At 68.6% G+C, this 19,908-nt stretch carries 19 protein-coding genes; 10 read left to right on the top strand and 9 right to left on the bottom strand.

Features of this window, described 5'->3' with window-relative positions; genetic code table 11:
• Positions 1-33: 33 nt before the first annotated feature.
• The 3 genes from AC04ME_RS01450 (at position 34) to AC04ME_RS01440 (ending at position 3,908) form a co-directional block, all read left to right on the top strand.
• On the top strand, positions 34-1,044 hold the full coding sequence (locus AC04ME_RS01450) for a LacI family DNA-binding transcriptional regulator (RefSeq protein WP_475433200.1): 1,011 nt from the start codon (positions 34-36) through the stop codon (positions 1,042-1,044).
• A 75-nt stretch (positions 1,045-1,119) separates the two neighbouring features.
• The gene (locus tag AC04ME_RS01445) at positions 1,120-2,958 is read left to right on the top strand and encodes a glycoside hydrolase family 2 protein (protein ID WP_475433199.1); all 1,839 of its coding nucleotides are present in this window, start codon (positions 1,120-1,122) and stop codon (positions 2,956-2,958) included.
• Positions 2,949-3,908, top strand: a complete 960-nt coding sequence (locus tag AC04ME_RS01440) for a glycoside hydrolase family 43 protein (RefSeq protein ID WP_475433198.1) — start codon at positions 2,949-2,951, stop codon at positions 3,906-3,908. Before AC04ME_RS01445 ends, AC04ME_RS01440 begins: the two co-directional genes overlap by 10 nt.
• Positions 3,909-3,955: 47 nt before the next feature.
• Here AC04ME_RS01440 and AC04ME_RS01435 read toward each other — a convergent pair whose 3' ends face one another.
• Positions 3,956-6,319: an FdhF/YdeP family oxidoreductase gene (locus AC04ME_RS01435; protein WP_475433195.1), complete on the bottom strand. Its 2,364-nt coding sequence runs from the start codon at positions 6,317-6,319 to the stop codon at positions 3,956-3,958.
• Positions 6,309-7,193 (bottom strand): formate dehydrogenase accessory sulfurtransferase FdhD, encoded by an 885-nt coding sequence (fdhD, locus tag AC04ME_RS01430; RefSeq protein WP_475433193.1) that lies wholly within the window; start codon positions 7,191-7,193, stop codon positions 6,309-6,311. Before fdhD ends, AC04ME_RS01435 begins: the two co-directional genes overlap by 11 nt.
• 77 nt (positions 7,194-7,270) lie before the next feature.
• On the opposite strand from fdhD, the gene AC04ME_RS01425 reads away from it, so the two are divergent.
• Positions 7,271-9,100, top strand: coding sequence for a substrate-binding and vWA domain-containing protein (locus tag AC04ME_RS01425; RefSeq protein ID WP_475433190.1), 1,830 nt, complete (start codon positions 7,271-7,273; stop codon positions 9,098-9,100).
• Between the two features lie 9 nt (positions 9,101-9,109).
• Complete coding sequence (locus AC04ME_RS01420; RefSeq protein ID WP_475433187.1) at positions 9,110-10,108, top strand: hypothetical protein; 999 nt, start codon at positions 9,110-9,112, stop codon at positions 10,106-10,108.
• Between the two features lie 7 nt (positions 10,109-10,115).
• Here the strand turns inward: AC04ME_RS01420 and AC04ME_RS01415 are convergent, their stop codons facing one another.
• Positions 10,116-10,811 carry an ABC transporter ATP-binding protein gene (locus AC04ME_RS01415; protein ID WP_475433185.1) on the bottom strand — a complete coding sequence of 232 codons (696 nt, stop codon included), beginning with the start codon at positions 10,809-10,811 and terminating at the stop codon, positions 10,116-10,118.
• Entirely contained in the window at positions 10,808-11,878 is a 1,071-nt protein-coding gene (locus AC04ME_RS01410) for an FtsX-like permease family protein (RefSeq protein WP_475433981.1), read from the bottom strand. The genes AC04ME_RS01415 and AC04ME_RS01410 overlap by 4 nt, the downstream gene beginning before the upstream one ends.
• A 164-nt stretch (positions 11,879-12,042) precedes the next feature.
• Here AC04ME_RS01410 and AC04ME_RS01405 point away from each other — a divergent pair, with 164 nt between their 5' ends.
• Together AC04ME_RS01405 and AC04ME_RS01400 are read left to right on the top strand one after the other, a co-directional pair.
• Positions 12,043-13,227 carry a sensor histidine kinase gene (locus tag AC04ME_RS01405; RefSeq protein ID WP_475433183.1) on the top strand — a complete coding sequence of 395 codons (1,185 nt, stop codon included), beginning with the start codon at positions 12,043-12,045 and terminating at the stop codon, positions 13,225-13,227.
• Positions 13,224-13,850, top strand: a complete 627-nt coding sequence (locus tag AC04ME_RS01400; protein WP_475433181.1) for a response regulator transcription factor — start codon at positions 13,224-13,226, stop codon at positions 13,848-13,850. The genes AC04ME_RS01405 and AC04ME_RS01400 overlap by 4 nt, the downstream gene beginning before the upstream one ends.
• A gap of 40 nt (positions 13,851-13,890) precedes the next feature.
• Here the strand turns inward: AC04ME_RS01400 and AC04ME_RS01395 are convergent, their stop codons facing one another.
• Positions 13,891-14,301, bottom strand: coding sequence for an MOSC domain-containing protein (locus tag AC04ME_RS01395; protein WP_331452327.1), 411 nt, complete (start codon positions 14,299-14,301; stop codon positions 13,891-13,893).
• 45 nt (positions 14,302-14,346) lie between these two features.
• A complete protein-coding gene (locus tag AC04ME_RS01390; protein WP_475433179.1) occupies positions 14,347-15,072 on the bottom strand; it encodes an SDR family oxidoreductase in 726 nt (241 codons plus the stop codon).
• Positions 15,073-15,188: 116 nt separating this feature from the next.
• Here AC04ME_RS01390 and AC04ME_RS01385 point away from each other — a divergent pair, with 116 nt between their 5' ends.
• Positions 15,189-15,617, top strand: coding sequence for a MerR family transcriptional regulator (locus AC04ME_RS01385; protein WP_475433176.1), 429 nt, complete (start codon positions 15,189-15,191; stop codon positions 15,615-15,617).
• Positions 15,618-15,662: 45 nt separating this feature from the next.
• Here AC04ME_RS01385 and AC04ME_RS01380 read toward each other — a convergent pair whose 3' ends face one another.
• The 3 genes from AC04ME_RS01380 to AC04ME_RS01370 form a co-directional block, all read right to left on the bottom strand.
• Positions 15,663-15,926 carry a type II toxin-antitoxin system RelE family toxin gene (locus AC04ME_RS01380; RefSeq protein ID WP_079111896.1) on the bottom strand — a complete coding sequence of 88 codons (264 nt, stop codon included), beginning with the start codon at positions 15,924-15,926 and terminating at the stop codon, positions 15,663-15,665.
• Entirely contained in the window at positions 15,923-16,183 is a 261-nt protein-coding gene (locus AC04ME_RS01375; protein ID WP_042540979.1) for a type II toxin-antitoxin system prevent-host-death family antitoxin, read from the bottom strand. The genes AC04ME_RS01380 and AC04ME_RS01375 overlap by 4 nt, the downstream gene beginning before the upstream one ends.
• Positions 16,184-16,253: 70 nt before the next feature.
• Positions 16,254-17,219 carry a LacI family DNA-binding transcriptional regulator gene (locus tag AC04ME_RS01370; RefSeq protein ID WP_042540981.1) on the bottom strand — a complete coding sequence of 322 codons (966 nt, stop codon included), beginning with the start codon at positions 17,217-17,219 and terminating at the stop codon, positions 16,254-16,256.
• Positions 17,220-17,370: 151 nt separating this feature from the next.
• Here AC04ME_RS01370 and AC04ME_RS01365 point away from each other — a divergent pair, with 151 nt between their 5' ends.
• Positions 17,371-18,900 (top strand): mannitol dehydrogenase family protein, encoded by a 1,530-nt coding sequence (locus tag AC04ME_RS01365; RefSeq protein ID WP_475433172.1) that lies wholly within the window; start codon positions 17,371-17,373, stop codon positions 18,898-18,900.
• Positions 18,897-19,901 carry an L-idonate 5-dehydrogenase gene (locus AC04ME_RS01360; RefSeq protein ID WP_079111894.1) on the top strand — a complete coding sequence of 335 codons (1,005 nt, stop codon included), beginning with the start codon at positions 18,897-18,899 and terminating at the stop codon, positions 19,899-19,901. The genes AC04ME_RS01365 and AC04ME_RS01360 overlap by 4 nt, the downstream gene beginning before the upstream one ends.
• Positions 19,902-19,908: the final 7 nt, after the last annotated feature.

The following is a 19,908-nucleotide window of genomic DNA, read 5'->3' as shown; positions in this document are numbered from 1 at the left end:
CGGGTGACGACGTAGCGACCAATTGGAGACCGCATGGGTGTGCGCTTGCAGGATGTCGCGGAGCTCGCCGGCGTCTCGATGAAGACCGTGTCGAATGTGGTGCGCGGATACGAGCACGTGAGCGCATCGACGCGCGAACGCGTGCAGCGCGCGATCGACGAGCTGGACTACCGGCCCAACCTCATGGGCAGACGCCTCGCGACCGGCCGGACGGGTCTTCTCGCCCTCGCCTTCGCGAACGTCGCCCTTCCGTACTTCGCCGAGCTCTCCCGCGCCGTCTCGGCGGCGGCCGGCGAGGCGGGCTATCGGGTGCTGCTCGAGGAGACCGACGGAACGTTGGAGGGCGAGCGCGCCGTGCTCACCAGCTCCGAGTCCGGGATGGTCGACGGCATCCTGTTCCAGCCGTCCGCGATGTCGTCGGCCGAGATCTCGCGCCACCGCAGCGACCTGCCGATGGTGATCCTCGGAGAAGGGGCAGCACCCCTCCCCGTGGATCGCGTCATGATCGACAACTTCGAAGCCGCTCGCACCGCCACGGCGCACCTGGTGTCGCTGGGGAGACGGCGGATCGGCTTCGCCGGCCACGAGACGCAGGAGATGTCGTCGACCTCCCTGCAGCGCATCGCTGGCTATCAGCAGGCCCTGGAGGATGCGGGCCTTCGGCCCGACCCCCTCCTCCTCTTCCCCAGCCGCGAGATCTCGCCGTCCGGAGCGGTCGAGGGCGTCGGGGGCGCGCTCGACGCCGGAGCGGACTTCGACGGGCTCGTCTGCCGCGACGACCTCGCCGCGATCGGCGCCCTGCGCGCGCTGCACGAGCGCGGCCGCCGCATTCCCGACGACGTCGCCGTCACCGGCTGGGACGACATCGAGTTGAGCCGGGTGACCTTCCCGAGCCTCACCACCATCGCTCCCGATCTGCACGAGCTCGCCCGCCGCGCCGTCGAGTTGCTCATCGAGCGGATCTCCGGGTTCTCCGAGGCCGGACGCCACGAGCTGGTCGGCTACCGGCTGGCCGTCCGCGAGAGCGCGCCGTCCCCTCGGTGATCGGGATGAGTGTCGCCCGCGGACTCGGATTCCGCGTGGTTTACAGCGCTGCATAAATCATGCATGCTGGACTGCATGCTGAGAATCGATCCGCCACTCCCGCCCATCGCGAGCCAGGGGGACGGAACCTACCCGCGCCCTCAGCTGGTCCGGAGCGAGTGGAGCGACCTGACCGGCCGATGGGGCTTCGCCGTCGACGACGACGACCGCGGCATCCGCGAGAAGTGGTTCGCGAATCCCTCCTTCGACGCGTCGATCGTGGTGCCCTTCCCGCCCGAGTCGTCGGCGTCGGGAATCGGTGACCCCCGTCCGCACACGGCGCTGTGGTACCACCGCGCCCTCACGCACGACGAGGTGCTGGCCGCCGGCCATGGTGACGGGCGCCGACTGATCCTCCGCTTCGGGGCAGTCGACTACCGCGCCATCGTCTGGGTCGACGGGCAGCGAGTCGGCTCACACGAGGGCGGGCACACGCCGTTCGCGGTCGACATCACCGACGCTCTCGAGCGAGACGGCGGGGGCCATGTCGTGGTGCGGGTCGAGGACCGGGCGACGGATGTCGCCCAGCCCCGCGGCAAGCAGGACTGGCGTGACGAGCCCCATGCGATCTGGTACCACCGGACGAGCGGAATCTGGCAGCCCGTCTGGCTCGAATCCGTACCCGCCGGCCCGGCGATCGAGTGGATCCACTGGCGCGCGGATCTGCCGTCAGGACGCGTGCACGCGCGCATCGGTCTGACCACCACGCCGGCATCCGAGTGCGTGGTCGACGTCGAACTGCGTCATGGTGACACCCTGCTGGCACGCGCCTCGACTCTCGCTCGCGAATCCGAGATCGAGATCGACATCCCGATTCCGAGCCAGGCGAACGGACAAGCGTACGAAGAGCTGGTGTGGTCGCCGGAGAACCCGCGGCTCATCGACGCCGTCATCCGGACATCGGATGACGGGGCACCCCTGGACACCGTGTCGTCGTACCTCGGGCTTCGTTCGACGAGCGTCGATCGGCGCTGCTTCCTGCTCAACGACAAGCCGCGGTTCGTCCGTTCCGTCCTCAGTCAGGGATATTGGCCGGACACCCATCTCGCCGCCCCGTCGGCGCACGCCCTGCGCCAAGAGGTGGAGCTCATCAAGGAACTCGGGTTCAACGCCGCCCGGGTGCACCAGAAGTTCGAGGATCCGCGTTTCCTCTTCTGGGCCGACCGGCTCGGGCTCATGATCTGGGCAGAGGCGCCCGCCGTCTTCTCCTTCACACCGACGGCCGTCGAGCGCACGGTGCGCGAGTGGCTGGAGGTCGTCCACCGCGACGTCTCGCATCCCTCCATCGTCACCTGGGTGCCGCTGAACGAGAGCTGGGGCGTGCAGCACATCGCGCACGACAGCCGCATGCTGCACCACGCTCTGGCGCTCGTGCACCTGACGAAAGCCCTCGACCCGACTCGCCCTGTCGTATCGAACGACGGGTGGGAGCAGGCCGAGACCGACATCGTGGCCATCCACGACTACGAGGGCGACGGCGAGGTGATGGGCGCCCGATACAAGGACCGCGCCGCTGTCGACGAGATGATCACCGGCGTCGGGCCCGCGGGCAGACGACTCGTGCTCACAGGCGAGGTCGACGACGCGCCGGTGATGCTCACGGAGTTCGGCGGCATCTCGTTCGACGTGCACCGCACCGACCATGCCTGGGGCTATACGAGCGCCAGCTCCGACAGCGACTTCCGTGACCGACTGAGCTCGCTGATGGCCGGCATCCACGACAGCACCGCCCTCGCCGGGTACTGCTATACGCAGCTCACCGACACCCTGCAGGAGACCAACGGCCTCGTCGGCGCCGACCGGGTCCCCAAGCTCCCCGTGGACGAGCTGCGCGCGATCATGGTCGGTCCGAGAGGATCCCAGCCGTGGGAGTGAGCGTCCGGGGGCGGGCCGGCGGTGCCGGGCATCGCCCCGTGCATCCCGGCTACTTCGCCGACCCCTTCGTGCTGCGTCTGCCCGACGACACCTACGCGGCGTACGGGACCAACCCGACGGCGAGGTCGACCGAGGAGGTCTTCGAGGTCCTGCTCTCACACGATCTCGAGACGTGGCGCAGTGCCGGTCTGGCACTGATGCGGCTCGACTCCGAGATGGGAGACGAGTACTGGGCCCCGGAGGTCTGCTTCCGCGACGGCTCGTGGTGGATGTACTACTCCGTCGGGCACGGCATCAGCGGTCATCACCTGCGCGTCGCCCGCGCGGCCGAGCCGACGGGTCCATTCCACGATCTGGGTGTCGATCTCACCCCTCACGAGACCTTCGCGATCGATCCGCACCCGTTCCAAGACGCGGACGGGGAGTGGTACCTGTACTTCGCGCGTGACGTGCTCGATGCGGAGCGACCCGGCACGCATCTCGCTGTCGCCCGCCTGCCCGCGCCGGCGCAGCTCGCCGACACGCAGGCCGTGCTCGAGCCCTACGCCGATTGGCAGATCTACGAAAGAGAACGCCCGATGTACGGCGGGACGTTCGACTGGCACACGCTCGAAGGACCCGCGGTGGTGCGCAGGCAGGGCAGGTACTGGATGACGTTCTCCGGCGGCGCATGGACGGGCCCCGGCTACGCGGTGTCCTGGGCGTCGTCAGCGAGTCCGCTCGGCCCGTGGGTCGCCGCACCGCCGACGGCGCCTCCCCTTCTCTCGTCGGGTGCCTCGCTGATCGGCCCTGGCCACAACTCGCTCGTCGTCGGGCCCGACGGGGGCGACCGCATCGCGTTCCACGCATGGAATGCCGATCACTCCGAGCGACAGATGCACGTCGCGTCGATCGACTTCAGGTCCGAGGAGCCGGCGCTGCTCGCGACCACCCCCGACAGCGGCGCCTGACCCACGGCGGGATTCACCGGACCGGGATCAGCCCGCGGCGAGCGCGGTCACGAACCGGTGCGCGAGACCGTCACCTGGATGCTCTTCATCAGCGGCTGGTCGCTCTGCACGCTGAAGTCCTTGCGTCCGATCAGCACGTTCATCTCGGGCATGTAGCCGGCGGCGCTGCCGCGCGGCAGGTCGTAGGGCACGGCACGGAACGCGGTCAGCATCCGCGTCGATCCGTCCTTCGAGGTCGACACGATGTCGACGAGGTCGCCCTCGACGAGACCGCGGTCGCGCATGTCGTCCTCATGCAGGAACACGAGCTCTCGCAGGTTCTTCACGCCCCGGTAGCGGTCGTCGTTCGAGTAGATCGTGGTGTTCCACTGGTCATGCGAGCGCATGGTCTGCAGCACCAGGGTCTCGGACGACTCGGGGATGACGTTCGGCAGCGGCGCGTGCGAGAACTCGGCACGACCCGACGGGGTCTCGAACACCCGCTCCCGCGCCGGCTGGGGGATCCGGAATCCGTGCCTGTCGCGGATCAGCTCGTTGAACCCCTCGAACCCGGGCAGCACCTTCGCCATGACATCGCGGATGTTGTCGTAGTCGCCGACATACCAATCCCAGGGCGTGGCCGTGTGGGGCAGCGTCGCCTTGGCCATCCCGGCGATGATCGCCGGCTCCGACCTCAGATACGCGGATGCCGGCTGCTTGCGCCCCATCGAGAGGTGCACCATGCTCATCGCATCCTCGACCGTGACGCCCTGCGGGCCCTGAGCCTGCTGGTCGCGCTCGGTGCGACCGAGGCAGGGCAGAATCAGCGCCTTCTCGCCGTGCACGAGGTGACTGCGGTTGAGCTTGGTGCTCACCTGCACCGTCAGGCGGCACTTCTCGAGCCCCTGCGCCGTGAACGGGGTGTCGGGAGCCGCGAGCACGAAGTTGCCGCCCATGCCGACGAACACCTTCACGCGTCCGTCATGCATGGCCTCGATCGTCCGCACGGTGTCGAGTCCCGGATGCCGCGGCGGATCGATGCGGCAGGCGTCGGCGAGACGGTCGAGCCAGGCGTCCGTGGGGTGGTGGTCGATTCCGCAGGTGCGGTTGCCCTGCACGTTGCTGTGCCCGCGGATGGGTGAGGGACCGGCGCCTTTGCGCCCGATGTTGCCGCGCAGCAGCAGCAGGTTGACGATCTCGCGCACGGTGTCGACGCCGTGCTCGTGCTGGCTCACGCCGAGGCACCAGCTGATGATCGTGCGCTCCGACGCCAGGTAGACCGCGGCAGCCTCTCGGATCTGCTCCTCACTGAGGCCCGACTGCGCGACCAGGTCGTCCCACGAGGTGGCGTCGACCAGCGCGCGGTACGCCTCGACCCCGTTCGTGAGGGTGCTGAGGAACCCGGTGTCGAGCACCGACGGGTCGGTGGCGGCGGCCTCGAAGACGACCTTCGACATGCCTCTGATGAGAGCGAGGTCGCCTCCAGGACGCACCTGCAGGTTCATGGTGCTCGTCCCCGTGGCCTTGAACCGCGCCATGTCGACGAAGTCGTGCGGCACGATGGTGCGGGTGGCGGCAGCCTCGACGAGCGGGTTGACGTGCACGACCTGGGCGCCGCGCGTCACGGCATCCGCCAGCGCGGTGAGCATGCGCGGAGCATTGGAGGCCGCGTTCACGCCGAGCACGAAGAGCGCGTCGCAGTCGTCCCAGTCGTGAAGGTCGACCGTGCCCTTGCCGGTGGCGATCGACGCTTTGAGCGCGCGACCGGAGGCCTCGTGGCACATGTTCGAGCAGTCGGGCAGGTTGTTCGTGCCGTACTCGCGCACCATCAGCTGGTAGAGGAACGTGGCCTCGTTGCTGAGCCGCCCGGAGGTGTAGAACGACGCCTCATCGGGGCTGTCCAGTGCCTGCAGCTCGTCGCCGACGAGCGCGAACGCGTCGTCCCACGAGATCGGCACGTAGTGATCAGTCGCCGCGTCGTAGACCATCGGCTCGGTCAGGCGCCCCTGGTCTTCGAGATCGAAGTCGGGCCAGGTCGCGAGCTCCGTGACGGTGTGCTCGGCGAAGAACCGACGATCCACCCGCTTGCGCGTCATCTCCCAGGTGACGTGCTTGATGCCGTTCTCGCAGATGTCGAGCTTCAGATTGCCGGGGTCGTCCGGCCACGCGCATCCGGGGCAGTCGTAGCCCGAGACCGCGTGGTTCATCTGCAGCATCGCGAGGGGACCGGCGATCGGCTCGCTCTCCCTCAGCACGACTCGACCCACCGACACCGCCGCGCCCCAGCCGGCGGCGGGGTGACCGTACGGCTTGCGCGACCAGGGCCGATCGGTGCGCGGACCGTAGCCGCCCTGACGCGGCTCGGCGGGCATCAGCCCGAAGGCCGTTCCGGCGGTTCCCGCTGTTCCGGCTGTTCCCCGGTCATCGAGCATGCTGTGCCCCTTCTTCGGCGTAAGCAGACGACGCGTGGCCGTCGATGCGCACTCGATGCGCGTGCGAGTAGATGTTCATCGATCGTCCGCGGACGAATCCGGCGAGCGTCACCCCTGACTCCTCGGCGAGCTCCGCTGCCAGAGACGAGGGCGCCGAGACGGCACTGAGCACAGGGATTCCGGCCATCGCGGCCTTCTGCACGAGCTCGAAGCTGGCCCGACCGGAGACCTGGAGGATCTGCCGGCGCAGTGGCAGCCGGTCGTTCAGCAGCGCCCAGCCGACGACCTTGTCGACCGCGTTGTGACGCCCGACGTCTTCGCGCAGCACGAGCAGTTCACCGGAGTCGGCGTCGAACAACGCCGCTGCGTGCAGACCGCCCGTCTTGTCGAATGCTGCCTGCTCCGCACGCAGTCGATCCGGAAGCGCGGCGATCTGCTCGGCATCGACCTGCACGTCATCCTGGTCGACCGGATGGCGAGACACCGTGCGCACCGCGTCGATGCTGGCCTTGCCGCAGACGCCGCACGAACTGGTGGTGTAGAAGCGTCGGGCAGCATCGGGGTCGGGAAGCGCCACGCCGCGAGCCAGGCTGATGTCGAGGACGTTGTACGTGTTCTCCTGGCCACCCGTGCCCGGGCCGCCGCAGTGGATCGCCGAGTGGAACTCGGCGCCCTCGGCGATGATCCCCTCGGACACGAGGAACCCGGCCGCCAGCTCGACGTCGTGCCCTGGAGTGCGCATCGTGACAGCGAGCGGCGAGCCCGCGACGCGGATCTCCAGCGGCTCCTCGACGGCCAGCGTGTCGGCGCGACGGCTCGCACCCTCGCCGAGGGTGAGCTTCAGAATCGGTCTCCGCGTCGTGATCCGCCCCACACCAGCGAGCGTACTCCGCGGTCACGGGATCGGATCGATACGTCATCGGGAGGCCGATACCTGGGTACCCTAAGCCCATGAGCGCGCCTCGCAACGCACGTCGGACACCCGCAGCCCTCGCCATGGCGGCGATCGTCGCCCTGGCGCTCACCGCGTGCACCGGCGGTGGAGGCGAACAGGGCACGACGAGCGACGGCGGCCAGGGATTCCCCGACGACGGCTGCACCCACATCGCGGTCGCCACCTCGTCTGAGAAGGTCAACATGCTCGACGAGCTGGCCGAGGCGTTCAAGGATTCACCTGAGCACGAGGGGCTCGAGACGTGCGCCACGGTGCGCCCGACCAACGTGTCGTCCGGCAACGCGACGCGCTTCCTGACCTCCGGCGAAGACTGGCCGAGCGACGACACGTCGCTCTGGCCCACCCTGTGGTCTCCGGCATCCACCGTCTGGACCGATCGCGTGGCGGCCGCCGCATCACCCAGCCTCGTGGGCGAACCGAAGTCGTTCACGCGCACGCCCGTCGTGTTCGGCATGCCCGAGCCGATGGCCACGGCCCTCGGCTGGCCGAACACCCCCATCAGCATCACCGACCTCGAGACCCTCTGCCAGGACCCCGCGGGGTGGGGCAGCGTCGGTAAGGACATCTGGGGTGCCTTCAAGATCTCGAAGACCAACCCCAACACCTCGACCACCGGGCTCTCGACCATCCTGATGCAGTCGTACGAGGCGACCGGCAAGCTCGAGGGACTCACCTCGGCCGATGTCGAGGCCGCGGCGGACTTCTCGCGGGTGTTCGAGGAGTGCGTCATCCACTACGGCGACACCACCGGAAACGTGCTCTCGACGCTCTATGACGAGACGCAGAACGGCTCCAACGGCTCGGCCTACGTCTCGGCCGTGGCGCTGGAGGAGACCTCGCTGCTGAACTACAACCAGGGCAACCCCGACTCGCACACCGTGCAGCCGGGCGAGACCCTGACGCCGCCGAAGACCAAGCTCGTCGCCGTCTATCCCGAAGGTGGCTCCATGTGGTCGGACAACCCGATCACCGTGCTCGGGGCCGATTGGGTGACGGCCGAGCAGCGCACGGCCGGGGAGGCCTTCGCCGAGTTCGTGCAGACGACCGCGGCGCAGAAGATCCTGCCCGAGTACGGCTTCCGCCCGCTCGACGAATCGGTGCCGCTGGGCGACCTGTTCACCCCGAAGTACGGAGTCGATCCCGCTCAGCCCGCCGTGACACTGCCGAAGCCCGAGGTCGACGTGATCTCGACGGCGATCGACCAGTGGACGCAGGTGCGCAAGCCCTCGTCGGTGCTCGAGCTCATCGACATCTCAGGGTCCATGGACGACCCGATCGGCGACGGACGCTCGCGCCTCGACGGAGCGATCGAGGGTGCGCAGTCGACGCTGAACCACTTCCGCTCCACCGATGAGATCGGCGTCTGGGCGTTCACGACCGGCATCTCCTCCGACGAGGGTGAGGGCATCCAGGTGCTCCGCGACGTGAGCGCGCTCGGCTCGGACGGCGAGAAGCTCGACTCGTCGCTCGATGACCTGCGCTACGCGCAGCGCAACGGCACTCCGCTCTACGACTCGATCCTGCTCGCGTACGAGGCGATGAGCGAGCGGGCTGAACCCGGTCGCATCAACGCGGTCGTGGTGCTCTCGGACGGCGAGGACACCGACTCGAGCACCTCGCTCGACTCGCTCATCGCCAAGATCGGCAAGAGCACGAAGGAGGGCGGAGATGACGCTCCCGTGCGTATATTCCCGATCGCGTATGGAGAGGGTGCTGACACCTCGGCACTGCAGCGGATCGCGGATGTGACCGGCGGACAGCTCTTCGACGCCTCGGATGCCGAGCGCATCGACCTCGTCTTCGCCTCCGTGATCAACAACTTCTGAGGTCTCGCGATGCCGTATCTCTCCTCGTCGAACAACCCATGGCTCGAGGATGCCGTCGCAGGCATATCCGGTCAGAACATCTACGTCGACCCCGACGTGTCGGGCGGACAGGCGCTGACCGACGCCCTCGCGGGGGTGGTTCCCGGTGACGGATCGATCGCGGTGGTCGTGCTGCCGGCAGAGGCCGACAAGACCACGCCCTACAGCAGCTACATCCTCGAGCGGCTGACTGCCGCGGGCGACCACGAGACCGTGATCCTCGCCGTCGGCGACGATCTGCAGGCGGCCTCAGCGGCGATTCCCAGCGATGACGCCCTGCGCATCGCGAACGAGAACGAGTCGTCAGGGGCGAATCTCCCAGACAAGCTCGTCGAAACGGTGCAGGAGATCTCAGCCGAGACCCCGACCTCATCGGGGTCTGACTCCGGTGTCGCCGGGCCGGTGATCCCGCTGGTGATCGGAGGCGTGGTTCTCGTGGCAGCCGCCGTGACCGCTGCCGGCCTGCTCGCGCGTCGTCGACGCAGGCCTGCGGTCTCGACGGATCCGGTGCCCGCCGGCATCCGTCTGCGAGTGAACCGTCTTCGTGAACTCCGCGCCGACTACGCCGCCGTGCCGGGCAGCCCGGTGGCGGCCGAGACGGCGGCGGGGATCGACGCCCTCGCCTCGCACGTCGAGCAGCTGTTCATCCGTCTCGATGCCAAGGCAGGCGAGGATCAGAGCGTGCTGGCCGAAGCCGAGTACTCCGACAAGCTCGCTCGTCTGGTCGCCGCCCTCGACCGCGACTATCTGCTCGACCTGCTCACCCGGCCCGACCTGTGGGATGCCCCCGACGAGCGCATCGCCGAGGTGCGCGAGGCGCTGTCGTCGGTGACCACCCAGATCGTCGACAACATCAAGCAGGTCAACGCCCGCAAGGGACTGCTGTTCCAGGTATCGCTCGACTCGCTCATCGGTCGCAGCGAGCTGCGCGACTGGGAGCGTCAGTTCAAGCAGAGCTCCGGGGAGTAGTCGGCTCTCAGCGCATCGGAACGGCGTCGTCGACCACACGACCGTCGACGAGGTGCAGCACCCCGTGCATGCGCGGAAGGTGAACGAGATCATGCGTGACGAGCAGCGTCGAGGTGTTCCGTTCGTCCGTGAGCCGCAGGATGAGGTCGATGATCGCGGCCCCGCGTTCCTGATCGAGAGCACTCGTGGGTTCGTCGACCAGGAGCACACTCGGATCGTTCATCAGCGCTCGTGCGATGTTGACTCGCTGACGCTGTCCGCCCGAGAGCTGGTGCGGCCTCTTGTGACCGTGCTCGGCGAGGCCGACCGCGGCGAGCAGTTCATCAGCGCGAGCTGCCGCCGTGGCGCGATCGCGCCGGCTGTGCGGCGCCCCGAGCTCGTTCATGACGCTCAGCTGCTCGCGGGCGGTCAACGACGGGATGAGGTTGGGCTGCTGGAAGACGATCCCGATCCGGTCCCGCCGAAGACGCGTGGCCTCGGCCGGGTCGAGGGCCGTGACGTCACTCCCGTCGATGAGGATCTCGCCCGAATCCGGACGCAGAAGGGTGCCGGCGACGGCGAGCAGACTCGACTTGCCCGAGCCGCTGGGGCCCGTGATGCCGGTGACGGTTCCGGGATGGGCGGTGAGGGAGACGCCGTCCACGGCGGTCACCCGGGAGTCGCCGTCGGGGAAGGTCAGGGTGATGTCGTTCAGGCGGATCATCGGTTGCTCCCGAGGGCGGTGAGGGGGTCGGCGGAGGTGACGGAGCGCAGGGCGAAGGCGGCGCCTGCGAGGCCGAGGGCGATCATGATGCCCCCAGGAAGGAGGGTCGTGATCGGGCTCAGCAGGAACGGGAGGGCGGTGCCGGCGAGCAGGCCGAGCACGGTGACGAGCCCCAGACCGATGCCGATGCCCACCACCAGCACGATCAGCGCCTGACCCAACGCGTCGCGGATCAGGGACGGCGTGCTCGCGCCGAGCGCCTTGAGGACCGCGACGTCGCCCTTGCGCTGCATGGTCCACACGGTGAAGAAGGCCCCGATGACGAGTCCCGAGATGCCGAAGAGCATCGCCACCATGAGCAGGAGGGAACCGATCTCGGAGCGGAAGGCGCTCAGCGCCGTCAGCGATCCGAGGGTCGCCTCCGAGATCGTGTCGTTCGCGGCATCCGCGGCATCCCAATCAGGGGCGCCCGTGACGGCGAGCACCGTGGCGTAGGCATCGGGGTTTCCCGTGGATGCCGAGTAGGCCTGCCAGTCGTGCAGGGTCATCTGAACGACGGGCGTATGGCTGTACCACGCGTCCCCCTCGACCGTCTCGACGTCGTAGGAGACGCCGGCGATCTCGATCTGCGCTCCGACCTTCACGCCGAGCGCATCCGCAGCGGGAACCGACAGGCGCAGCTGCCCGTCCCCGGAGGGCGCACCGGCGTCGAAGCCGGGCTCGACACCGAACACCGCGATCGCAGCACGGGTGTCGTCGGTCTCGGCGCGGGTCTGACTGATGCCAAGGGGGCGCGCGTCGGTCACGCCGGACGTTGCCGCCCAGTCGTTCGCCTGCTGCTCGGTGATCGTGGAGTCGGCGAAGCTCGCCGCATCGTCTCCGCCCGAGGGGGCCGAGAACACGATGCGGTCTGCGGGGAGCGCCAGCACGCCAGAGACGTTCTGGATGGCGAGGCCACCCGTCAGGCCGCTGAGGAACCCGACGAGAAGGGTGATGAGGGCGACGACGGAGCCGATGAGGATGAATCGCCCCTTGGCGAAGCGAAGATCGCGTAACGCGACGAACATGACGGTTGCCTTTCCTGTCTCCGATGCGGCGACCATTCCACTCTCGTCGTCGGCGCCGCCGTGGTCATCGGCCACTCGGAGAGCGTTCCCCGGCCAGGATGAGTACGCCTCGATCGTCCTTTCGGACGATGCCGCGCTCGGTGCGTCGGCGTAGAGTTCGATTCATGGCGCATACCGCTCTGACCCCGGTGTTCGTGGGTCTGCGGACGGGTCTTCACGTTCTCTTCTTCGCCCTGACGGGGGTCGTCATCGCCCGTGCGGTGCTCGACCCGTCGGAGTGGAGCATCGCCGCGATCGTCCTGGCACTGATCGTCGTCGCGACCTACGCGTCCGGGCTGCTGCTCACGCGCCTCTCCGCCGGGCGACGGCTGATCTCACTGATCTGGTTGGCCCTGCTCTCGGCAGAGTGGCTCGGGTTGCTCTGGCTGAGCGCCGATGCCGCCTACCTCGTCTTCCCTCTGTTCTTCCTGTTCCTCCACCTGCTGGGACGCTGGGCGGGATCGGCCGCGATCCTCGTGTCGACGATCGTCGCGGTGTACGCCCTCGGCATTCACAGCGGGTGGAGCGTCGGCGGCGTGGTCGGCCCGTTCGTCGGTGCCGGCGTCGCCCTCCTGATCGGCCTCGGCTACCAGGCTCTGGCTAGAGAGGCGCAGCAGCGAGAAGCGCTAGTGCGCGAGCTGCTCGCGACCCGCGGACAGCTCGCCGCACGGGAGCATGAATCCGGCGTCCTCGCAGAGCGCGCCCGCCTCGCCCGTGAGATCCACGACACGCTCGCGCAGGGACTCTCCAGCATCCAGATGCTGCTGCATGCCGCGGAGCGCGCCGACGACGCGCGCCCGGGCATCGAGCACATCAGGCTCGCTCGCGAGACGGCTGCCGCGAACCTCGTCGAGGCGCGGCGGTTCATCCGCGAGCTGACGCCTCCCCAGCTCGACGACCAGACCCTCGGCGGGGCGCTGCGCCGACTGGCCCGCACGCAATGGGCGACGCAGGGACTCGACGTGCAGGTGCGGGTGTCCGACACGGTCGTCCTGCCCATGCATCTGCAGACGGCCCTGCTGCGCATCACCCAGGGTGCGATCGCCAATGTCATCCAGCACGCTCACGCGAAGACGGCGACGGTCACGATCGGCATCGAGGACGACCACCTCCACTTCACCGTCGAAGATGACGGAACCGGGTTCGATGCGGAGATTCCTGCACCGGGGACCGCCGAGAAGTCGGATTCCTTCGGTCTGCGCGCCACCGCCGAGCGGGTGCAGCAGTTGGGCGGGAGGCTCGAGATCGATGCGGCACCAGGACGGGGAACGACGCTCGCCGTCGACCTCCCTCTGACAGAGTTCGCATGATCCGCCTCGTCATCGCCGACGATCACCCCATCGTCCGAGCCGGTCTCACGGCCCTGTTCGGCCTCGAACCGGACCTGGAGGTCGTCGCAGAAGCGTCGACACCCGACGAGGCCGTCGCCTGCGCCGAGCGCGAGAACCCCGACGTGGTGCTGATGGACCTGCAGTTCGGCTCGCAGTCCCAGGACACGGGCGTGGACGCGACGCGACGCATCCGTGCGCTCGAGGCTCCGCCCTACGTTCTCGTGCTCACCAACTACGACTCGGATGCCGACATCCTCGGCGCCGTCGAGGCCGGCGCGAGCGGCTACCTGCTGAAAGACGCCCCACCGCATGAGCTGACCGCCGCCGTGCGCGCGGCGGCAGCCGGAGAGAGCGCGCTCGCGCCGATGATCGCCTCCCGCCTGCTCGACCGCATGCGCGCGCCCCGCGTCAGCCTCAGCAGTCGCGAGATCGAGGTGCTCGAGCTCGTCGCCGCCGGGCGATCGAACAGCGAGGTGGCAGAACAGCTCTTCGTCAGCGAGACGACCGTGAAGTCGCATCTCGCTCACATCTTCTCGAAGCTCGACGTCAGCTCACGCACCGCCGCGGTCTCGGAGGCCCGCCGGAAGGGCATTCTCCGCTGAGGCCTGGAGCGTCCCGGGAGATCCGGGCCGGATCGAGTGCTCACACAGGAGCGAGTGGTTCACCCACCCCCGCAGGGATCTCCACCACGACCAGATCGCCGGGCTTCACGACACCGCCGGCGACCACGACACCCATCACTCCCGCCTTGCGCACCGTGCGACCTTCGGAGTCGGTCCCGACGACCTGCTTCAGCAGACCAGACTCGAAACGATCGATCTGCAGACACGGGTTCCTCAGCCCCGTCACCTCGACCACGGCGTCCGCTCCCAGCCGCAGCAGCGTTCCTCGGGTGAGGGCGAGCAGATCGATCCCCTCGGTGGTGATGTTCTCGCCCAGTTCACCCGGAGAGACATCCGCGTCGACCTCATCGAACAGTTCTCGGTGCATGAGATGAACCTGGCGGAGATTGGGCTGCGTGGGGTCGCGTCGAACCCGGGAGAGATGCTGCACCTCAGCCGGGCTTTCCGCTGATCGTGAGACGACGCAGACGCGACCTCAGGCAGCGCCGAGCAGTTCCGTCATCTTGGCGTAGAACACGGCGGGGTCCCCCGCGAGCGATGCCTTCACCATCGCGCTCCAGTCGTCGACGATCACCTCGATCGAACCGTCCGCGAGGCCGTCGAGTGACCGACGGGCCACGTCGCGAGGATCGATCTTGGGCCCGTCGTAGTTCGCCATGAGATCCGTGTCGGCGGCACCGAGATGCACGCCCTGCACGAGGGTTCCCTGACCGGCGAGCTCCAGCCGAACCCCGTTGGTCATGTTCCATGCCGCAGCCTTCGCGGCGGCATACCCTCCGGCACCCGGCGACGCGAACCACGACAGCGCCGACAGCACGTTCACGACCGCGCCGCCGCCGTTCGCAGAGAGGATGGGAGCGAACTCGCGGATCACGTCGAGGGTGCCCCAGAGGTGGGTGTCCATCTCGCGGCGCAGATCCGGCAGGTCGCCCGTCACCAGGCCGGCACCCGTGGATATCCCCGCGTTGTTCACGACGACAGTCACGTCCTGGGCCACACCGGCCGCCGCGACGATCGATTCGTGATCGAGCAGATCGAGCCGCATCGGCACCACGCGCCGGTCGTCGAAGTCGAGCGTGTCGGTGCGGCGGGCAGTCGCGTAGACGGTTCGTGCACCGCGTTCGACCAGTTCGAGCACGAACTGACGGCCGATTCCGCGGTTTGCTCCGGTCACGAGGGCGATCTGGTCAGTGACGTTCATGGGTTCCTTGCTTCGCTGGGATTCTGCGCTCTCCGGCCCGATCGGGCCGACACCACTACGCTAGAACTTGACGTTGACGTCAAGGTCAAGTCCCAGTCACGAACACGGAGGAACGGATGCGGATCGGCGAGGTTGCACGTCAGGCAGGGGTCAGCACGAGGGCGCTCCGCTATTACGAAGAGCAGGGGCTGCTCGCCTCGGAGCGCACGCCCAGCGGACAGCGCGAGTATGCCGCGTCGGCCGTTGAGCGCGTCCGACTCGTTCAGCAGTTCTTCACTGCGGGGGTGCCGAGCCGCACGATCGCGCAGCTGCTGCCCTGCGTCGACACCGGACACGGTTCCCCGGAGGCCTTCGCCCTGCTGGCAGCGGAACGCGATCGCATCACCGGCGCCATCGAGGGGCTCACGGCCGCCCGCGATGCCCTGGACCTCATCATCGACATCGCCCACAACCCCACGCCGGAACACTGCCCGGCCCTCCGGCATCCAGCGTGGGAACCACACGTCACCATCGAGGCGGCCGCAACCACGCACGCCCGGATCTGAGCTCGCTGAAGGGCCTCAGCGACCAGGTGCGACCGCGGCAGGCGCTCACATGTTGTAGACGGCGCGTCGGTGCGCGACACGTACGACCGTCACGAGCACCTGCTCATCGGTGACCTCGTAGAGAACCCGATAGTCGCCGACTCGGATTCTCCAGGCGTTGTCGTATCCGGCCAGCTTGCGGCATCCGTGTGGACGCGGATCGTGCTCGAGATCGGCCACCCCGCCGAGTATCCGTCGGCGAATCTGCGGGTCGAGCTTGCGGATGTCTCTGGCAGCCGCAGTCGTGAACTCGACCCGAAAGCGCGTCACGCGACTTCTGCGCGCAGCTCATCCAGCGACACCCGCTGACCATCATCAGCCGCTCGAGCGACCGCGAACTCGGCGGCGTCGCGGGCCGCCTCGAGTTCTTCGAGCAGCTCGAGGTCATCGACGCTGATCACCACGGCCGTCAGCTTGCCATGGCGCGTGACGCCCACGCGCTCTGAGCCATAAGCGACCCCGCCGAGAACATCGGCAAGGCTGTCACGCAGATCCTTCGACGGTACGCTGCGGGTGATCGTGTTCATATGTCGAGAATATCACTTATGTACATAATGCCGACATTCTGCCTCGCCGGCTGTTGTGAAGACACGGCCCTCAGGAAGCGGAAGGAGCAGCGGTGGAGGCGCGCACGATCAGCTGCGAGCCCAGAGTCACGACGTCGTCGATCGCCGTGCCGTTCATCGCCTGCAGCAGCAGATCCACGGCGAGCGCACCGCTGCGTTCGATCGGCATCCGCACCGTGGTGAGCGCTGGCGTGACCGCGCCGGCCAGGTCGATGTCGTCGATGCCCACGATGCTGATGTCGGCGGGGCAGCGCTTGCCGAGCTCGAGCAGTCCTGCCTCGAGTCCGAGGGCGACGAGGTCGTTGTAGGCGATCACGGCCGTGGCGCCGCTCGCTGCGGCCGGGGCGGCGGCCGCTCGGCCACCCTGGATGGATGCGGCGTGGTGGCTGAGGCCAGTGAGACGGATGCCGTGGCGCTCGCATGCGCGGGCCACGGTGTCGGCGCGACGCACATCGGCCCACGATCCGCGAGGACCCGCCGCGTACGCGATATGCGTGTGGCCGAGCGCTGCGAGGTGCTCGATCGCCTGCGCCGGCCCGTGCTCGGTGTCCATCAGCACGCAGGGGGCGCCGTCGATCTGGCGGTTCACCACGACGTAAGGGGTGTCGCCGACCAGTTCGAGCACGTCGGCATCGGGAAGGCGAGGGCTGCACAGCAGCATCCCGTCGAGCTTGCGGGCCTGCTCGATCTGCTCGCGCTCACGGCGCAGGTCTTCATCGGCGTCGAACAGCACGATGCGGTGACGCCCGTGCCACGCCTGCCCCTGGATCGCCTTGAGCAGGGTCGCGTAGACAGGGTTCGACACGTCGGGCACGACGACCCCGAACGTGCGGGTCGCGGTGGCTGACTGCGGGGTGGAGTAGCCGAGCTCCCCCGCGGCTTCGAGGACGCGACCGAGGGTGTTCGGCGCGAGACGATCCGGCTCTCCGAACGCGCGGGAGGCGGTCGCGATCGAGACGCCTGCTCGTCGTGCCACGTCCGTCAGCGTCGCTGCCATCTTCACCTCCCGCTCTCGCAGCAATCCTACGATCCCCCACTCGGATGTAAAACGTGTTGACAAGTTTGTACAAAAGATGCACACTGATTTGCACGACGATCAACGCCGATCACCCTCAGCGGTGCGCGGCCCCGAGCGAAGGAGCCACCGCGTGAGCATCCCAGCACCGGCCCTGCGCCGCACGACCTCTGCGACCGCATCCCCCCTGGTCGCCCCGACTGCTGCAGGCATCCTGCACCTCGGACTCGGCAGCTTCCACCGCGCACACCAGGCCGTCTACACCGGAGCAGCACTCCAGTCCGCCGGCGGCGACTGGGGAATCGTCGGCGTCGCATCGCGTTCACGCTCGATCGTCGACGCGATGCACGCGCAGGACATGCTCTACTCGGTCGCGACCATCAGCCCCGGCAGCACGTCGCTGACCATCCCCGGCGTGCACACCGACGCGTTCGTCGGCGCCGAGCAGCCCGAGCGCGTGATCGCGCAGATCGCCGACCCCGGCATCCGCATCGTGACCCTCACCGTCACCGAGAACGGCTACAGCTACTCCCCCGCGACGCAGCGCCTCGATCTCGACGACGACACCGTGCGCGCCGACCTCCGTGGCGGTGCCGCTCGCTCGACGATCGGCCAGCTCGCCCGCGGCCTGCAGGCCCGTGCCGCTGCCGGCGGCGCACCGATCTCGATCCTCAGCTGTGACAACCTCTCGTCGAACGGCGCGCACACCGAGAAGCTCGTTCGCGAGTTCCTGCACGAGCTGCCGGGCTCGGAGGGCGCAGATGCGCTCGCGTTCCTCGACCGCTCCGTCTCGTTCCCCTCGAGCATGGTCGACCGCATCGTGCCCTCGACGACCGCCGAGCTGCGCACCCGCGTGAGCGCCCTGCTCGGCGCCACCGACGACATCCCCGTGCCCGCAGAGCCCTTCACGATGTGGGCGATCGAAGACCGCTTCGCCGGCGGCCGCCCCGCCTGGGAGGCCGGCGGCGCCGTGTTCACCGACGAGGTCGGACGCTACGAGCAGATGAAGGTGCGGCTGCTCAACGGCACGCACTCCCTCATCGCCTACCTCGGTGCGCTCAGCGGAGTCGGCACGATCCCCGAGGCGATCGGACTCGACGGCATCGAGAGTGCCGCGCGCGCCGTGCTGCGTGACGAGTACGAACCCTCGATCGAGGTGCCGTCCGGCGTCGACATCCGCGCCTACGAGAGCGAGCTGTTCGAGCGCTGGGCCAACAGCGCCCTCGGCCACCGCACCAGCCAGGTCGGAACCGACGGTTCGGTCAAGCTGCGTCAGCGCATCCCCGAGCCGGCCATGCTCGCCATCCGCAACGGCGGGATGCCGCACCTGATCGCCCTGACTGTCGCCGGCTACCTGTCGTGCCTCGCTCCCCTGCCGGGCTTCGACCCCGGCCCGCACGCCGCCGCGATGACCGACGGCGCCCGCGATCGCCTCGCAGGATACGCGGCGAGCGCTCGCGACGGACGCGAGCTCGCGCAGCGCGTGATCGGCGAACTGCGCCTGTTCGGTGATGAACTCGGATCTCAGGATGCGTTCATCACCCGCGTCGGCGAGCTCGTCGACACCATCCAGCGACGCGGCGTCGATGCCGCGATCGCCGATGCCGTCTCGGCATCCCAGACCACATCATCGCTCACCGGCGCAGAGGAGATGCAGCCATGAAGGCTCTCGCCATCCACGGCAAAGAAGACATCCGCTGGGAGGACCGCGAGGTTCCCACCCCCGGCGACGGCGAGGTGCGCCTCCGCGTGAACTACGTGGGCATCTGCGGATCCGACCTGCACTACTACTTCCACGGCGCCAACGGCGAGTACACGATCCAGGAGCCGCTGACCCCCGGTCACGAGCTCTCGGGTGTCGTCGACCTCGATCCGTCAGGTCGCCTCGCACCGGGAACCCCCGTCACCGTGCACCCCGCGCGCTACGGCCCCGAGGTGCCCGGTCTCGAGGACCGCCCGCACCTGCGCCCCGGCGGTGACTACTTCGGCAGCGCCGCGGCGAACCCGCACCGTCAGGGCGGAGCATCCGAGCTGCTGATCGTCGAAGAGCAGATGATCCGCGTGCTTCCGGCTTCGCTTCCCCTCGAGCGCGCCGCCCTCGCCGAGCCTCTGGCCGTCGCGATCCACGCCGTGAACCTCGCCGGCGACATCGCAGGCAAGCGCGTGCTCGTGATCGGCGCAGGGCCCATCGGCCTCCTCGTCGTGGCCGCCGCCGTCAACGCGGGGGCATCGGTCGTCGGCGCCAGCGACGTGCGCGAAGAGCCCCTCGAGCGGGCGAAGAACCTCGGCGCGACCGAGGTCTCGCTCGTCGGCCGCGACACGATCGACAACGAGTCGTACGACGTGGTCTTCGAGTGCTCCGGCGTCGGAGTCGCCCTCACGCAGGCCGTCCGCGCCGCCCGCCGTGCCGGCACGATCGTGCAGGTCGGGATGCTCCCGAACGCCGACATCGGAGTGAACCTCGCCCCGATGCTCGCGAAGGAGCTGACCATCCGCGGCGCCTTCCGCTTCTCCACCGAGATCGACGACGCGGTCGCCCTGCTGGCCGAGTCCGACGCCCTCGACTCCGTCATCTCTCACGTCCTCCCGGCATCCGACGCCGTCCAGGCCTTCGAGCTCGCCCGCAACTCGTCCGCTTCGGCGAAGGTCCTGCTCTCCCTCTAGCGACACC

It is taken from the genome of Microbacterium sp. LjRoot205, from assembly GCF_056175745.1.
Note: the sequence above shows the minus strand (reverse complement) of the source record. Positions and strands in the feature narration are given on the sequence as shown.

Coding starts and splice junctions, on each gene's coding strand:
- AC04ME_RS01450 (WP_475433200.1), top strand. CDS start 34: ATGGGTGTGCGCTTGCAGGATGTCGCGGAGCTCGCCGGCGTCTCGATG.
- AC04ME_RS01445 (WP_475433199.1), top strand. CDS start 1,120: ATGCTGAGAATCGATCCGCCACTCCCGCCCATCGCGAGCCAGGGGGAC.
- AC04ME_RS01435 (WP_475433195.1), bottom strand. CDS start 6,319: ATGCTCGATGACCGGGGAACAGCCGGAACAGCGGGAACCGCCGGAACG.
- AC04ME_RS01425 (WP_475433190.1), top strand. CDS start 7,271: ATGAGCGCGCCTCGCAACGCACGTCGGACACCCGCAGCCCTCGCCATG.
- AC04ME_RS01420 (WP_475433187.1), top strand. CDS start 9,110: ATGCCGTATCTCTCCTCGTCGAACAACCCATGGCTCGAGGATGCCGTC.
- AC04ME_RS01415 (WP_475433185.1), bottom strand. CDS start 10,811: ATGATCCGCCTGAACGACATCACCCTGACCTTCCCCGACGGCGACTCC.
- AC04ME_RS01410 (WP_475433981.1), bottom strand. CDS start 11,878: ATGTTCGTCGCGTTACGCGATCTTCGCTTCGCCAAGGGGCGATTCATC.
- AC04ME_RS01405 (WP_475433183.1), top strand. CDS start 12,043: ATGGCGCATACCGCTCTGACCCCGGTGTTCGTGGGTCTGCGGACGGGT.
- AC04ME_RS01400 (WP_475433181.1), top strand. CDS start 13,224: ATGATCCGCCTCGTCATCGCCGACGATCACCCCATCGTCCGAGCCGGT.
- AC04ME_RS01390 (WP_475433179.1), bottom strand. CDS start 15,072: ATGAACGTCACTGACCAGATCGCCCTCGTGACCGGAGCAAACCGCGGA.
- AC04ME_RS01385 (WP_475433176.1), top strand. CDS start 15,189: ATGCGGATCGGCGAGGTTGCACGTCAGGCAGGGGTCAGCACGAGGGCG.
- AC04ME_RS01375 (WP_042540979.1), bottom strand. CDS start 16,183: ATGAACACGATCACCCGCAGCGTACCGTCGAAGGATCTGCGTGACAGC.
- AC04ME_RS01370 (WP_042540981.1), bottom strand. CDS start 17,219: ATGGCAGCGACGCTGACGGACGTGGCACGACGAGCAGGCGTCTCGATC.
- AC04ME_RS01360 (WP_079111894.1), top strand. CDS start 18,897: ATGAAGGCTCTCGCCATCCACGGCAAAGAAGACATCCGCTGGGAGGAC.